Annotated in this window: 13 protein-coding genes; 4 read left to right on the top strand and 9 right to left on the bottom strand. The window is 66.8% G+C overall.

Translation table 11 applies throughout. The features are described from left to right. The first annotated feature begins 155 nt into the window (after positions 1 to 155). Positions 156 to 1,175: an isopenicillin N synthase family dioxygenase gene (locus tag OSB52_RS21320; RefSeq protein WP_266063434.1), complete on the top strand. Its 1,020-nt coding sequence runs from the start codon at positions 156 to 158 to the stop codon at positions 1,173 to 1,175. An 8-nt stretch (positions 1,176 to 1,183) separates the two neighbouring features. After that, the gene (locus OSB52_RS21315) at positions 1,184 to 2,512 is read left to right on the top strand and encodes an amidohydrolase family protein (protein WP_266063433.1); all 1,329 of its coding nucleotides are present in this window, start codon (positions 1,184 to 1,186) and stop codon (positions 2,510 to 2,512) included. Positions 2,513 to 2,528: 16 nt separating this feature from the next. Here OSB52_RS21315 and OSB52_RS21310 read toward each other — a convergent pair whose 3' ends face one another. The 5 genes from OSB52_RS21310 to OSB52_RS21290 form a co-directional block, all read right to left on the bottom strand. Next, entirely contained in the window at positions 2,529 to 3,179 is a 651-nt protein-coding gene (locus OSB52_RS21310; protein WP_235721732.1) for a hypothetical protein, read from the bottom strand. A gap of 28 nt (positions 3,180 to 3,207) precedes the next feature. After that, entirely contained in the window at positions 3,208 to 4,575 is a 1,368-nt protein-coding gene (locus OSB52_RS21305) for a hypothetical protein (protein ID WP_266063436.1), read from the bottom strand. A 169-nt stretch (positions 4,576 to 4,744) separates the two neighbouring features. Next, the gene (locus OSB52_RS21300) at positions 4,745 to 6,016 is read right to left on the bottom strand and encodes a lipase family protein (protein WP_266063432.1); all 1,272 of its coding nucleotides are present in this window, start codon (positions 6,014 to 6,016) and stop codon (positions 4,745 to 4,747) included. Between the two features lie 210 nt (positions 6,017 to 6,226). After that, a complete protein-coding gene (locus OSB52_RS21295) occupies positions 6,227 to 7,624 on the bottom strand; it encodes a GntP family permease (protein ID WP_266063431.1) in 1,398 nt (465 codons plus the stop codon). Continuing rightward, positions 7,621 to 8,124: a gluconokinase gene (locus OSB52_RS21290; RefSeq protein WP_235721729.1), complete on the bottom strand. Its 504-nt coding sequence runs from the start codon at positions 8,122 to 8,124 to the stop codon at positions 7,621 to 7,623. The genes OSB52_RS21295 and OSB52_RS21290 overlap by 4 nt, the downstream gene beginning before the upstream one ends. Positions 8,125 to 8,247: 123 nt before the next feature. Here OSB52_RS21290 and OSB52_RS21285 point away from each other — a divergent pair, with 123 nt between their 5' ends. Continuing rightward, positions 8,248 to 8,973, top strand: coding sequence for a FadR/GntR family transcriptional regulator (locus tag OSB52_RS21285; RefSeq protein ID WP_235721728.1), 726 nt, complete (start codon positions 8,248 to 8,250; stop codon positions 8,971 to 8,973). On the opposite strand, the gene OSB52_RS21280 is transcribed toward OSB52_RS21285, so the two are convergent. The 4 genes from OSB52_RS21280 to OSB52_RS21265 all read right to left on the bottom strand — a co-directional run bounded on the left by OSB52_RS21280 (position 8,964) and on the right by OSB52_RS21265 (position 12,002). Beyond that, entirely contained in the window at positions 8,964 to 9,308 is a 345-nt protein-coding gene (locus OSB52_RS21280; RefSeq protein ID WP_235721727.1) for a type II toxin-antitoxin system PemK/MazF family toxin, read from the bottom strand. The genes OSB52_RS21285 and OSB52_RS21280 overlap by 10 nt on opposite strands. After that, entirely contained in the window at positions 9,302 to 9,550 is a 249-nt protein-coding gene (locus OSB52_RS21275; RefSeq protein WP_266063430.1) for a ribbon-helix-helix domain-containing protein, read from the bottom strand. The genes OSB52_RS21280 and OSB52_RS21275 overlap by 7 nt, the downstream gene beginning before the upstream one ends. Before the next feature lie 161 nt (positions 9,551 to 9,711). Next, entirely contained in the window at positions 9,712 to 10,734 is a 1,023-nt protein-coding gene (locus tag OSB52_RS21270) for an aspartate-semialdehyde dehydrogenase (protein WP_266063429.1), read from the bottom strand. A 2-nt stretch (positions 10,735 to 10,736) separates the two neighbouring features. Continuing rightward, positions 10,737 to 12,002 carry an aspartate kinase gene (locus OSB52_RS21265; protein ID WP_235721724.1) on the bottom strand — a complete coding sequence of 422 codons (1,266 nt, stop codon included), beginning with the start codon at positions 12,000 to 12,002 and terminating at the stop codon, positions 10,737 to 10,739. A 273-nt stretch (positions 12,003 to 12,275) separates the two neighbouring features. Here OSB52_RS21265 and OSB52_RS21260 point away from each other — a divergent pair, with 273 nt between their 5' ends. Then, complete coding sequence (locus OSB52_RS21260) at positions 12,276 to 13,541, top strand: putative hexosyltransferase (protein ID WP_372474938.1); 1,266 nt, start codon at positions 12,276 to 12,278, stop codon at positions 13,539 to 13,541. Positions 13,542 to 13,627 lie beyond the last annotated feature (86 nt).

The following is a 13,627-nucleotide window of genomic DNA, read 5'->3' as shown; positions in this document are numbered from 1 at the left end:
CGCCTCGCGGACTCGGCAGGTGTCACCTATGCTCGGACCCACGAGGTCGTATGTAGCAGCGGGCCAGAGTCCCGCTGTTCGCGTCCGCGGTGTCCTCATCTCTCAGGTACCGCGTCGAAAAGCGCATGCGGCCTCATCACCACGAGAGAGAACGCATGTCCGAGATCACCACCGCCACCCGTCATCGTTCCGTCCGAGCCGACGAGATGGCCGAGCTGCACCGCGAACGCGCGATGGGCGGACTGGGCACCGAGACAACCGACCGCGAGGTACGACGCATCAGCCTCGCCGACTTCGCGCAGCGCCGCGGGCAGATCGCCGACGACCTCTGGGCGGCGGCAACCGACATCGGCTTCTTCCAGGTCGTAGATCACGGCATCGACATGGCCGAGGTCAACCGCGCCTTCGACATGTCGGCGCGATTCTTTGATCTGCCCACCGCGGTGAAAGAACAGTATCCGCTGCGCAAAGGCCAGAACGCGGGCTGGGAATACATGAGTCAGGTTCGGCCGTCGGTCGGCACGCCCGACCAGAAGGAGTCCTTCCAGGTCACCCGCCCGCGGATGGACGGCCTCTGGCCCGGTGAGCACGAACTGGCCGGGTTCCGCGCCACCATCGAGGAATTCGAGCGCAAATGCTGGCGTCTGGCGATGGACCTGCTGAGCTGTTTCGCCGACAAGCTCGGCCTGGACCGGGAATTCTTCACCCGGGCACACGATCCCGCCTCCCGCACCTACCAGAGCACGCTGCGTCTGCTGCACTACTACGCATTTCCCGCCGAACTGCTCGACGCGGACTCCGCGTGGCGTGCCGGTGCCCACACCGATTTCGACGCCCTGACGCTGCTCTTCCAGCGCACCGGTCAAGGGGGTCTGCAGGTGTTGCCCGGCGCCGAGGCCGACGGTCAGGCCTGGACACCGGTCGAACCCTCCGACGACGCGATCACCTGCAACATCGGTGACATGCTGATGCGCTGGTCCGACGACCGTCTGCCGTCGAACTTCCACCGCGTGCGGGCCCCGCGCCGCGGCGAGTACACCGGGCCGCGCTACACGATCGCCTACTTCGCGCAGGCCAACACCGACGTGGTGATCGAGAGCGCCGCGGGCACGTACCCGCCGATCACGGCCGCCGACTACATCGCGCAGCGCGTCGCGGCCAACTACGGCAAGTAGGGGACGTCGTGACCACACCGGCAACACCCGCCGCACCGGCAGCTCCCACACCCGTGTTCCGCGACGTCACTGTCTACACCGGCGGCGCCTGGCACAGCCATCAGGACGTCCTGGTCGAGGACGGTGTGGTCACGGCGATCACCGCAACCCCACATCCCGGTGATGGCAACGGCCACCTGATCCCCGGGTTCGTCAACACCCACACTCACCTGCAGCAGTCACTGATGCGCGGCATCGCCGAGTGCACACCACTGCTCGAGTGGCTACTCGCCCTCGGCGAGGAGTCGGTGGCCATCACCCCGCGACGCGCCTATCTGGCCGCGGTGTCGGCATGTCTCGAGGCGTTGCGGTCGGGTACCACGACCGTCGTCGAGCACATGTGGCCACACCCCTCGAGCGAAGTGCACGGTGCGGTGATCCAGGCGTTGGCCGACACCGGGATTCGTGCGGTGCTGGGCCGCGGTGTGGCCGACCGTCCGGATGCCACCCGCAAGTGGGGATTCGAGCCACGGCTGATGCAACCACTCGACGAAGTACTCTCGCATGTGGATCATCTGCGCACGCAGGTTGCCGATACGCCGATCTCGATGGCGCTGGCGGTGCCGAACCCGCGGTCGGTGACCGAGACCGGGATGGCCGCGCTACGTGAGTTCGCCCAACGTCACGAGCTCCCGGTGTCCATCCATCTGCTCGAAACCCCCACCGACGACCGGATGTGCCTCGAACACGCCGGCGTCGGTGCGGTGGAGTATCTCGACGGCAACGGGTTCCTGTGGGACCGGGTGCTGGCCGTGCACTGTGTCGAACTCGACGACCTCGGACAACAGATCCTCGCCGAACGTGGGGTGGCCGTGTCCCACAATCCGCTGTCGAATATGCGTCTGGGCAGTGGGATCGCACCGGTTCCGGCCATGATCGAACGCGGCATCCGGGTGGGCCTGGGCGTCGACGGGGCGGCCAGCAACGACACCCAGGACATGCTGGAGAGCTTCCGGATCGCCGCCTACCTGCAGCGGGCGCTACACCGACGCGCGGACCTGCTCGGTTTCGGCGCCATGCTCGACATCGCCTGCGGTGGTGCGAACAGCGCACTCGGCCTCCCCGCGGTGAGCGGTGGGGTCACCGTCGGCGCCCCGGCAGACCTGACACTGTTCCGGTTCGACCGCGACTACGCGACGCTGCCGGTCCGCGACCCCGGTTCATCTGTGCTCACCACCGGCTCACCGAGGATTGTCGACACCGTGATGGTCGACGGCCAGGTGGTGGTAGCCGATGGACACAGCACTCTCATCGACGAGGCCGAGTTCACCAAAGAGCTGCTCGCGTTGGAGAGTTGAGTCTGTTGCGGGTGCGCTATCGCGCCCGGAACATCTTCGTCGGACGCATCCGGGTCGAGTCGGGCAGCCACTGATTGACGTTGCGCCGCAAGGTGAACACACTGGCGACGATGAGCAGTGCGAATTGCAGCCACGCGATGACCGGCATCGCCGACCATACCTCCGGGTAGTCGAAGAGCAGGTCGATGCCGATGGGGATGCACATCAGGTTGATCACCACCGCGGCGAGGAAGAAGTTGCGGCAGTTGCGGCTGTGATGGGTGACCGAGGCCACCAGCAGCGCGTACTCGATCACCAGGAACACCACGATCGTGGCGAGCATGAACGGCGGGAAGAAGCCGGCCAGCGAGTCGACTTGATCCTCCGGGCTGGCATTGCGTGGGTCGTTGACCACCCCTTCGAGCAGGCGTGCCCGCAGCAGGTCGCTGATCATCCCGAGGTTGAGGAATCCGTAGACGACGCTGATCAGCCCGGCGATCGCCGAACCCCACCACGCGACTCGCGCGTGCAGACTCAACGCCGCCGGCGCCGGTCCGGGATCGCCGGGCCGCGGCGGGTACAGATTCGCTTCGTCACGGTCGCGCGACCTGTGCTCGATGGCAGCCATGTCCTCGGCGTCGAGTTCGGCCTGGGTCGGAATCCGATCCGGGTCGTCAGGGTCGGTCATGACGCGATTGTCCCACGGCCATCCCGCCTCACCGCGAGATCTTCAGCATGCGCCCGACGGTTGCCTGCCACATCGTGCCGTCAGGGGCGATGGTGCCGGTGAGTTCGAGCGGTTCGTCGATCGGGCCATCCCCCACCCGGAGCGTGCGCACTCGTTGTCCGGTCGCGAAATCGGTTGCCACGTAATAGACCGGGCCCAGCTGCTGCACCGATCCGGGCACGTACGGGCCGTAACCGAGCGAGTTGATCAGGCCGTCTCCGCGGGTCAGTCGCGGCAGGGTCGCGATCCGGTCGCGGTTCTCCCAGACCCGGCGGCACCCGCTCGGCGACACGTCGATCCGGGTGGACCCACCCACGAACGGGGCATTCGTCGGCACGCTCGGTCCGGTGACCGCCATCGGAGGGTACTGGTAGCCGTAGGTGCTCGGGATCACCAGCGAGTCGCCCCAAGCCAGAATCGAGTTCTCGGTGCCCTGCCCCGAACCACCAAAAGCGGGCATTCGGCAGACCGTGGCTCCGGAATCACTGTCGTAGACGATCAGCTCCGGCCGCGCGGCGTTGTCGACGATCGCTACCCAGCTGTCCCCGCCGGGGCCGAAGTAGGTGGGGGTGGTCCCCGACCCCCAGGTCAGCTGACCGGGACGCCTCGCCACACCACGGTCGTAACCTCGGCGCCACACCACACGGGGGACGCCGTCGGCGCCGGCGCGCATCTCGTAGAGCGCGTGCGTGGAGAGCACCGAGACCCCCGATTCCCGCACCGACAACCCGTTGCCCAGGTCTTCTCCGGGCCGCAGGTGCATCGAGCGGACTCGGGTGTCGTCGACAGTGCCCACCACCCCGTGGGTGGTCGCGAACCAGATCCGGTTGTCGAAGTCCGGCGCCAGACCGGTGATCGCGTCGCCGTCGGGGATGTGGCCGGAGACGTCCACGCGGTCGTCGACGTAGACCTGCCAGCCATTGGGGGTCTGGCGATGTGCGACCCGGAGAATCGCACCCGATCCGTCGGCGACGACAACGCGGTCACGGCTGTCGAGGTAGCCGTAGACACCGCCCAGCAGTCCACCCTTGGCCAGTTGCAGCCGTGCCACCGGCGCGGCGGTCTGTGGATCGAACAGAGTGACCGTCGGTACGGCGAATTCCGGTGGCGCAGTGCCCACGAACTGCGTACACAACGACACGGGCATACCGTCGCTGCCGATGAACGTCGCCGCGCAGGCGCCTCCGGGCACAGAGGAACCGGCAACGCGGGCGGAGCGTCCGGGGCCGCGGAAAGGCGTCGAATCCTTCGACCACAGATCGCCGTGCATCAGCGAGGTGCCGACGGGACCGACCCCGGCGGGCGGCTGCGGCGAGACCGCGGGTGCCGCGCCGGCCGAGGGTGTGGTCACCACCATCGTTGCCGCGATCAGCGCGATGATCGCGGTCCACCTCGACGTCCGCACCCTACCCACCGACCTCATCTCAGTCCCCCACACGGGCGACAGCACATCACATTCCCGATGCGCCCGGAAGCGTCTTGGGCGAGTCGAGCCGAATCAAGTGTCCTACGACGAGTTGTCGGCGTCAGCTGTCGAAATGCGTGAGCAGGAACTGTGTTCCCGGCAGCAATGTCGTCAGCATCGGCAACGCATGGTTGACCACCAGGCCCGGGAATATCGGCGGGATCTCGTTGGTCACCAGCGCGACGTCGGCGCCCTGCGCGCGCCAATCCCGGTAGAGCTGCTGGACCTGGCCGTACGGGATGACGTCATCGCTGATGCCGCCCTCGAGCAGGACCGGGGCATTGGGCGTCAGGCGCCCTATGCGCTGTTCGTCGACCGCCTTCTTGGCTGCCGGGCTCCGGTCTATGACCGCCGAAAGCGACTCCCCGGTACGCGTCCACTGGTTGGTGCGTTGGAACCCGAACGCGAGCCCGGTGTCGCCGATGCACTGCGTGGCCACCTGGGAGAGCACCCGACGTCCGGTCGCGGTGGTCTCCCGGTCGAGTACCGGCTGCAGCGACGGATACCGCGCCGCGAGACCGTTTATCGCGTAGCCGATGGCGCCGGCGATGAACGTGCCATCGATCTGCTGGGTCACCTTGGCGAGATCGGCCGGCGGCGCACCGGCATAAGTCGCCTTGACGTTGAGTTCGGGCGCATAGGTCTGCGCCATTTCGGCGGCCGAGGCGGCGGCACCGCCGCCCTGCGAGTACCCGGAGAAGCCCACCGGTGCATCGTCGCCCGCCTTGGCCAGCCGGAGCGCCGCCCGCGCGCCGTCGAGCATGGCGGCACCGGATTCTCGCCGGTTCACGTAGGTGTGCACGCCCGGGGTGCCCATGCCGATGTAGTCGGTGATGAACACGCGGACACCGTTGATCAGCAACAGGTTCAACTCGAGCGCGGTGTAGTTGACCGCGATGCTCGGCTTCGCCGGATCGATGGCGAGGGGGAAGTTCATCATCTTGGAGCCGGCGCACTGGTCGCCTTGTCCCACGGTGCCGGGTCCGAGGACGACCGTCGGCCGCTTGCCGCCGCGCTGCCAGGGCGCGGTGGGCTCCACCAGCGTGCCGGTCACCGCGGCGGGTTTCCCGTCCTGATAGCTCGAGGTGTACATCACCCGGGTGGCCGTGCCCGGCCACTGGTTCGGCACGCCCGGGATCTGCAGCAGCAGCGGACTGGGCTCGCTACGGATGACGGCGCCGGGATCGGTGTCGAACTGCGCGGGCGGTGTATAGAAGTCGCCGGCGGCCGTCGCGGCCGGCGCTCCCACCGCCAGGCCGGAACCGACGACCAGACCGGTGACCACCAGCGCGATGAGCCGCCGTGGTGCCCAGGTAGTGTGCAATCGCCTCATTGAGATACTCCCCCACCTTTGTTTCATTCCCAGTAAGCTACCGCACAGTAACTTATCGGGGTGATCGGGGTCATCTTTCTCGCGATCACCGCACCCTCGTCAACGCATCCTCCGACCCCCACCCTCCCCGTCTACTGCGCGCCGTTCCCCGTTCACTGGGCCCTGTTCGCGTCGACTGGGCCCTGTTTCTCGTCGGCTGGGCACGCGCGGTCAGATCACCAAGCCGAGCAGGAGTACGACGATCAGACCGGCCACCGACAGCACGGTCTCCATCATCGACCAGGTCTTGAAGGTCTGGCCGACGCTCATCCCGAAGTACTCCTTGACCAGCCAGAACCCGGCGTCGTTGACGTGCGACAGGAACACTGAGCCGGCGCCGATCGCCAGCACGACCAGCGAGGTCTCCCCCGAACTCAACCCGTCGACCAGCCCGAGCATCAACGACGACGCGGTGATGGTCGCGACCGTGGCCGATCCCGTGGCCAGGCGGATGAGCGCGGCCAGCGTCCAGGCGAGCAGCAGCACCGAGACGTTGACGTCCGTGGCCCAGTCGGCCAGCAGGGTGCCGATACCGGTGTCGACGAGGACCTGCTTGAAGCCACCGCCAGCGGCCACGATGAGCAGGATGCCGGCGATCGCGGGGAGGGCTGCACCGGTGCATTTGGAGATCGTGTCCCGATTCATCCCCGACCCGCGGCCGAGGGTGAACATGGCGACCACCACGGCGATCAGCAACGCGATGACGGGCGTGCCGAGGACGTCGAGCACCTGGCGCACGATCTGGTTCTCGTCGTCGACGAAGATCTCGGCTAGGGCCTTGCCCAACATCAGCACCACCGGCAACAGGACGCTGAACATGGTGATCGCGAAGCTCGGGCGGCGGGTGGTGGGCCCGTCGGCGGGATCGGCGGCGAAGGTATCGGGGATCGGTACCGTCACCCAGCGACCGGCAAAGGTGCCGAACAGCGGCCCGGCCACGATGATGGTCGGGACAGCCACCAGCACACCGAGCGCCAGGGTGGTACCGAGGTCGGCGCCGAGTGCGTCGATCGCGACCAGCGGACCAGGGTGCGGCGGCACGAATCCGTGCATCGCCGACAGACCTGCGAGCGCTGGGATACCGATGGTGATCAGACCCAACCCCGAGCGCCGGGCGACCAGGTAGATCACCGGCATCAGCAGGACGAGGCCGATCTCGAAGAACATCGGCAGGCCGATGATCGCGCCGACGAGCGCCATCGCCCAGGGCAACATCCGTGGCGAGGCGTGCCCGACGATGGTGTCCACGATCTCGTCGGCACCACCGGAGTCGGCCAGGAGTTTGGCGAACATCGCACCGAGGGCGATGAGGATACCCACACCGGCCGCGGTACTGCCGAACCCATCGGTGAAGGACTCGAGCAACGTCGGGATCGATTCGCCGGCAACAATTCCGACGGTCGCGGCACCGCCGATCAGAGCGAGGAACGGATGCACCTTGGCGATCGTGATCGCCACGACGATCACCGCGATGCCGGCCAGCGCCGCAACGATCAGCTGCCACCCGGGGGCAATGGGTTCGGGGAGTTCGGCGTCGGCGGCCAGTACCGCCGTTTGTAGGGTCGTCATGACTGGTCGTTCTCCTGAAGAAGGGCGACGGACTGTTCGACGATCGCGTCCACGCTCTGGTCGACGTCGACCACACCGCCGGCCTCGTCGGGGCCGAGCGGCTCGAGAGTGTCGAACTGCGACTGCAGCAGTGTCGCGGGCATGAAATGTCCGGGGCGCGAGGCCTGCCGGCGGGTGATGACCTCGATGGGACCATCGAGATGAACGAAGAAGACCGACGGCGCATGTGCGCGCAGCTGGTCACGGTAGGAGTGTTTGAGCGCCGAACAGCTCACCACGCCGCCGTCGGCGTGCTGCGCCAGCCACTGTCCGATGGATTCCAGCCAGGGACGACGATCAGCGTCGTCGAGGGCGCGACCGGCCGACATCTTCGCGATGTTCTCCGGCGGATGAAAGTCGTCGGCATCGGCGAACGGCGCCCGCACCCGCTGGGCCAACGCCGCACCTACGGTCGACTTCCCCGACCCCGACACCCCCATCACGACCACTGGTGACCGCATCAGAACTCCTACCTGTTGTGCTTCTGGTCACAGAGATTGCCTCAATAGTCATACTTTTGCAAGTACGAGCGCTCACAAGTACTCATATTCGGTCGATGCGTGGAGTAATGACAAGATGAATGGGTGAGTCAGGACACTTCCGGCATCGGCAAACGGCACGACCAGGTCCTCACGTCGATCGGACGACGCATCGTCGCGGGTGAGCAGCCACCAGGCAGCGTCCTCACCCTCGACGGCATCTGCACGCAGTACGAGGTGTCGCGCACCGTGGCGCGTGAGGTGATCCGGGTCCTGGAATCGATGGGCTTGGTGAGCTCACGGCGCCGGGTCGGTATCACGATCCAACCGCAGACCAAGTGGAGCGTGTTCGACCCCCGCTTGATCCGGTGGCGCCTCGACGGCGACAACCGTGCCGATTTTCTGCTCACCCTGTCGGAGCTACGTCGCGGCTTTGAGCCGGTGGCCGCGGCCTTGGCCGCCGAGCGGGCCGACGAACATCAGTGCCGCATCCTCGCGGCGGCGGTGTCGGACATGGTCGTCCACGGACGCAGCGGCGACCTGGACGCTTACCTACTGGCCGACAAGATCTTTCACCGTGCCCTACTGGAAGCGAGTGGCAATGAGATGTTCCGCGCCCTCGCCGAGGTGGTCTACGAGGTCCTCGCCGGACGCACCCATCACGGCATGATGCCGGACAGGCCGAATCCGGAAGCCATTGCGTTGCACGATGATGTCGCGCGAGCCATCCGCCTGGGCAACCCGGTGGCGGCGGAGAACGCGATGCGCGCCATCATCGTCGAAGCCGCGGCGGCCGTGACCGACGGGGATCGACCGCCGGGTTATAGGTGAAGGGATGTGCGTAGTCCGCGGTCTACGTCGTTGAGCAGGGCAAGAGGAATGCTGCCGGCATGATCGGTGAGGTCGGCTTTGTTCAGGGTGATCAGGGCGGTGACGTTGACGACGGAGTCTTTGGGTAGTCCAGTGGCGGCTGCGGGCAGGAACACGTTGCCGGGCATGGTTGCCAGGTTGGTGTTGGAGGTAATGACCGCTGCGATGACGGTGGCTATGCGGCTGGCGTTGTAGCTGTCGTCGGAGATGACCACGACGGGACGGCGTTTGGCCGGGCGTGAGCCCGATGGTGCACCGAGATCGGCCCAGTAGATGCCGCCGCGTTCGATCACCAGTCGGACGCGGCGAGGACGTTGCGACCCATGGCAACGGCCTCCTCGGCGGAGGAATCAGAGGTAGTGGCCGGTTGTTCGTCGAGTGCGGTGTTGATCTGGTGGGTGATGGAGGTGGCGTCGAGGGTATCGAGATAGCTGCCCACGGCGCGAGCGAACAACTCCGAGCGACTCAGGCCGAGCTCTCGGGCTCGGCGCGTTGCTCGTTCGAAGGTGTCGTCGGGGATCGAGATGGCGGTCTTCATGCCTAGAGTATAACCCGGTATTACCGGTATGCGTCCGTACAAATCCTTCGGCGACCCCCCGTCCCCCTTGTCTGCGACGCCCATCTGGGCGGCCGGTCACCAAGACGAAACGCCCGCCACGACAACCTGTGTCGTGGCGGGCGTTAACGTGGCGTCGAAGTCTAGACGAGCAACTCGGCGATCTGAATCGTGTTGAGTGCAGCGCCCTTTCGCAGGTTGTCGCCGCTGACGAACAGCGCGAGACCGCGGCCGTCCGGCACACCCGGGTCCTGCCGGATTCGGCCGACCAGCGAGTTGTCCTTGCCCGCCGCCGCCAGCGGGGTCGGCACGTCGGAGAGTTCGACTCCGGCTGCGGCGCCGAGGATCTCCTGCGCCTCCTGCACCGACAACGGGTTTGCGAACTCGGCGTTGATCGACAGCGAGTGACCGGTGAACACCGGGACCCGCACGCATGTGCCGCTCACCAACAGCTCCGGCAACCCGAGGATCTTGCGGGATTCATTGCGCAGCTTCTGATCTTCGTCGGTTTCGCCGGAACCGTCGTCGACCAGCGAGCCGGCCATCGCGAGCACGTTGAACGCGATGGGCGCGACGTACTTGTCGGGTGCCGGGAAGTCGACGGAGCTGCCGTCGTAGACCAGCTTCTCGGCGTCGCCGACCACGGCGCGGGTCTGCGATGCGAGTTCCTCGACACCGGCCAGCCCACTACCGGACACCGCCTGATAGCTCGAGACGATGAGGCGCTGCAGACCGGCCGCGTCGTGCAGCGGCTTGAGCACCGGCATCGCGGCCATGGTGGTGCAGTTCGGGTTGGCGATGATGCCCTTGGGCGGGTTCTTCGCCAGCTCGCCGTTGACCTCGGACACCACCAGCGGGACGTCGGGGTCCTTGCGCCAGGCCGAAGAGTTGTCGATGACTGTCGCACCGGCTGCGGCGAACCGCGGCGCCTGCTCCTTGGACATGGTGCCGCCGGCAGAGAACAACGCGATGTCGAGGCCTGCGGGGTCCGCGGTGGCCGCGTCCTCGACGACGATCTCGCCGTCGCCCCACGGTAGCTTTTTGCCCGCCGACCGCGACGACGCGAAGAACCGAACCTCGTCGGCCGGGAACTTGCGCTCGGCCAGCAGGGTACGCATGACGCCACCGACCTGGCCGGTCGCGCCCACAACTCCGATACTCACCATTTCTATCGCCCCGTTCCCCCGTAGACGACGGCTTCCTCATCGCCACCGAGATCGAACGCCGCATGCAGCGCGCGCACGGCGTCGTCGAGTTCGGTGTCGCGGCACAGCACCGAGATGCGGATCTCCGAGGTGGAGATGAGCTCGATGTTGATGCCGGCGTTGCTCAGCGACTCGCAAAAGGTGGCGGTGACGCCGGGATGGCTCTTCATGCCGGCGCCCACGAGCGACACCTTGCCGATGTGATCGTCGTAGAGCAGATCGGTGAAACCGATCTCGTCCTTGAGCTTGGTCAGCTTCTCCACGCCGAGCGGGCCGAGCTCGCGCGGCAGGGTGAAGGTGATGTCGGTCTTGCCGGTGTCCACCTTGGACACGTTCTGCAACACCATGTCGATGTTGATCTCGGCGTCGGCGACCGCGCGGAAGACCCTGGCCGCGTAGCCGGGCTTGTCATCGAGGCCGACCACAGTGATCTTGGCTTCGCTGCGGTCATGGGCGACGCCGGTGAGAATGGCTTCTTCCACGGGAATGTCCTCCATCGAACCGGCGACGAGTGTGCCGGGTTTTGTCGAGTACGACGAGCGCACATGAACAGGGGTGTTGTAGCGGCGCGCATACTCCACGCAGCGCAGCATCAGCACCTTGGCGCCACAGGCGGCCAGTTCGAGCATCTCCTCGAAGGAGACGGTTTCGAGACGCTTGGCATCGGGCACGATGCGCGGGTCGGCGGAGTACACGCCGTCGACATCGGTGTAGATCTCGCAGACATCAGCCTTGAGCGCCGCAGCCAGCGCGACCGCCGTGGTGTCGGAGCCACCGCGACCGAGCGTGGTGATGTCCTTGGTGTCCTGGGCGACACCCTGGAAACCGGCGACCAGCACGATCTTGCCCTCGTCGAGGGCGCTACGGACGCGGCCCGGCGTGACGTCGATGATCTTCGCCTTGCCGTGGCTGCTGGTGGTGATGACACCGGCCTGCGAACCGGTGAACGACTGCGCCTGCGCGCCCAGCGAGCTGATCGCCATGGCGACCAGCGCGTTGGAGATGCGTTCACCGGAGGTGAGCAGCATGTCCATCTCGCGCGGCGGCGGAGTCGGGTTGACCTGCTGTGCCAGATCGAGGAGTTCATCGGTGGTGTCACCCATTGCGGAGACCACCACTACGACGTCGTTGCCCTGCTTCTTGGTCTCGACGATGCGCTCGGCGACACGGCGGATCCGCTCGGCCGTTGCAACCGAGGAACCGCCGTACTTCTGCACAACGAGTGCCACGTCGACCACCTTTCGGGGGTTGTCGGATGGTGCATCGCCCCAGTTCGGAAACGCTCGACGTTGAGCAGCGGGGCGAACCTTAGCGGCCATCACCTTACCGGCGGCGACCTTTCTGCCCGAATCCACCACCCTCGGCCACGTGATCCCAGACACATATCCGGGCACGGTCGGCGGCGTCTGCCGGTCGATTCCCTCGGATGGACTGTGATCGCCCGGCGATGGCCCGGCGAGTGTGGTGGTCGACACGTCGCGGGTCGTCCTACCATCGCTGAGGTGGCCACCGGAACCGACGTCGGTGCCTCCGCACGCGGTGGGCGCGTGCCGCGGCGCAACTCAGCCTCCCCCACCGCACCCACGTCCGGTGGCCGCAGCGTATGGGAGTTCTTCGCTCGTCCGGCGGTCCGCAGTTGGATCGAACCGATCCTCGTGTTCCTGGCCATCCGGGCGGTCGGGATCGCCGTGTTGGCGCGATTCGCCCAACTCCGCGACACGACCCTGGGCGACTCCCTCTGGCTGTGGGACGGGCAGTGGATGGTCGCGATCGCCGAGTACGGCTACCGCGACGTCCCGTTCACCCAGACCGACGCCCGCGGTCTGCACACCCCGGACACCGCCTACGCGTTCTTCCCCGGATATCCCTTGCTGGTCGGGGCGGTGGCGAAACTGCCGTTGATCACCCCCTACGGCGCCGCGATCACCGTGAACGTCGTGTTGGGATGTGTGGCCGCAGTCGGCGCGGCACGATTGGGCCGCTGGTGCGCCCGTCTGATGGCCGATCGCTCGCCGATCGGCCCGGCGAATCCCCGGCGTACGGGACTGCTCCTGGTGGCGTTGTTCGCGGCCACGCCGATGTCGGTGGTGCTGAACATGGCATACACCGAGGCGCTGTTCTGCGCGCTCGCGGTGTGGGCGTTGATCGGGGTCCTCGAACACCGTTGGTTGCTGGCCGGCACATGCGCGCTGTTGGCCGGCGCGACGCGGCCGACCGCGGTGGTGGTGGTCGGGGTGGTGATGCTGGCGGCCGTGCTGTCTCGCCGGGATGGCTGGCGGGCCTGGGCGGCGGTCGCGATCAGCCCCCTCGGCTATCTCGGTTACCTCGCGGTGGTGTGGTGGCGAACGGGTTCGCCGACGGGCTGGTTCCGCATCCAGACCGAGGGCTGGGGCACCCGGTTCGACTGGGGACGCTCGACCTTCGACTTCGTCAACGACACCCTCGTGCATTCCGGTGAGGTGGCTCCGGTCGCGACCTCCTGGATCATCGTCAGCACGCTCGGGATGCTGGTGCTGGCGGTGTGGTCGCGAATGCCGTGGCCGGTGCTGCTCTACGGGGTGTTGGTGGTCGCGTCGATCGTCTTGTCGAGCGGACTGATGATGAGCCGCGGCCGACTGCTGCTGCCGGCCTTTGTGCTGCTAATACCCCTCGCGGTGATCATGGCGCGGTGGCGGGCGGGGGTGGCCGTTGCGGCGATGGTGCCGATCGTCCTCGGCAGCGCGTGGTTCGGCGCACACATGCTGACGGTGTACCCGCACGCGATGTAGGAGACCACCCCAGCCGGTCTTTGAGAGACAACACCCCGCGCCCGACGCTACCCGAAATGCACCCCAGCAAAGCGCCCTCGCCAGCT

Source organism: Gordonia aquimaris, assembly GCF_026262595.1.
Classification (GTDB): Bacteria; Actinomycetota; Actinomycetes; order Mycobacteriales; family Mycobacteriaceae; genus Gordonia; species Gordonia tangerina.
The sequence above is the reverse complement of the archived record's forward strand: the minus strand, read 5'-3'. Positions and strand labels throughout refer to the sequence as shown.